1 protein-coding gene is annotated in these 1,625 nt (G+C 65.4%); it reads left to right on the top strand.

Annotation, left to right across the window (positions count from 1 at the left end; translation table 11 throughout):
- Positions 1-73 precede the first annotated feature (73 nt).
- A complete protein-coding gene (locus ACXMYJ_RS29020) occupies positions 74-1,126 on the top strand; it encodes an IS110 family transposase (RefSeq protein ID WP_460359538.1) in 1,053 nt (350 codons plus the stop codon).
- Positions 1,127-1,625: the final 499 nt, after the last annotated feature.

A 1,625-nucleotide genomic window follows, 5' to 3' on the forward strand; every position in this document is an offset into this window, starting at 1 on the left:
GAGCAAATCACGCACCGTCAACGACACCCCGACCGAACAGGAGGCCACCCCCGCGGCACTGACCACCTGAACCATCACCTCGAAGAATCACACGACGACGTCGTACACCACGTCCCTGGACTTGACCGCCGGTCACTATCACCGGCCCGTGGTCGACTACCGGTGGCCAGCAGGGTGGAAAGTCGTGGAACTCAATCCCGCGCATGTGGCCGAGCAGCGCCGGGTGATGGGCCGACGGCGGGTGAAGACCGACAAGATCGACGTAGAGGCGATCACCGAGTTGGTGTTGGCCGGTCGCGGCCGGGTGATCGACGAGCGTGAGGTGCTCCTCGGGGAGATGGCGGCCTGGGCCCAGCATCGGTTGCGGCGGGTCGCGACCCGCACGGTGACAAAGAATCAGTTGCTCGCCCAACTCGATCGGGCGTTCCCCGGACTGACGTTGGCGTTGCCGGATGTGTTGGGCACCAAGATCGGGCGTCTGGTCGCCGCTGAGTTCACCGATCCGGCGCGATTGTCGGGGTTGGGGGTGAATCGGTTGATCCGCTTCGCCGCCGCCCGCGACGTGCAGCTGCGCCGCCCGGTCGCCGAGCGTCTGGTCGCCGCGGCCAAAGACGCCCTGCCGACCCGCGATGCCGTGGTGGCCCGACGCGTGCTGGCCGCTGACGTCAGCCTGTTGACCGACCTGGACACCGGGATCGCCTCAGCCGAAGCCGAACTCGCCCGGCTGTTGCCGTCAAGCCCGTTTCGCACCCTGACGTCGGTGCCAGGCTGGGGTGTGGTTCGCGTCTCCAATTACGCTGCCGCTCTCGGTGATCCGAACAGATGGCCGGGGTCCAAGCAGATCTACCGCGCCTCGGGCCTGTCACCGATGCAGTACGAGTCCGCGCACCAACGCCGCGACGGATCGATCAGCCGCGAGGGCAGCGTGGCGCTGCGCCGAGCACTCATCGATCTCGGTATCGGTTTATGGCTGACCGAGCCGACCGCCAAGACCTACGCACACGGACTCAAGGACAGAGGCAAGCGTGGCGGAGTCATCGCCTGCGCACTGGCTCACCGCGCCAACCGCATCGCCCACGCCCTGGTCCGCGACCACGCCGTCTACACCCCCGCCCGCTGGAGCTAAATCCCCCGGTAGGAGCCTGACCGAAAGGAGCTCGCAGAACATTCTTCACAACCCCGGCCGGCAGTGCCACGCTGAACGGACGGGACGAAGGGCCGGATCAGATGCCGCCTCGGTTATGGCGGACCCGTCTCGGGTAACGTCGCATCTCACTTGGCACCCGGCCCTTCGCCTCCACGGCAGCCCGAACGACGCCAGATGACCAGATCACCACGAGGTCGCATACGTCAACGTGGGCGCCAGGCACCCGTCCGCTTTCAGCCGGCCACCGGCTATCACAGCACCACCACACCACCCGAACACCGGATGTCGCCACTCCACGCCAAACCCGGCTATTGACACGACCCACAGCCAGTTAGCCTCGACGTTTCGTGGAATAGGCTGTTGACACGACCTGTAATGCACGGAAGTGCCTGTCCTGTTTGAGAAAATGTGACTTGTCTAGGGTCCATGTTCACAAAGCGGGAAGGCACTCCGTAGGTGAAGCGTAGCGCGGTTCGTT

The sequence above is a fragment of the Mycobacterium sp. ZZG genome, from assembly GCF_054786995.1.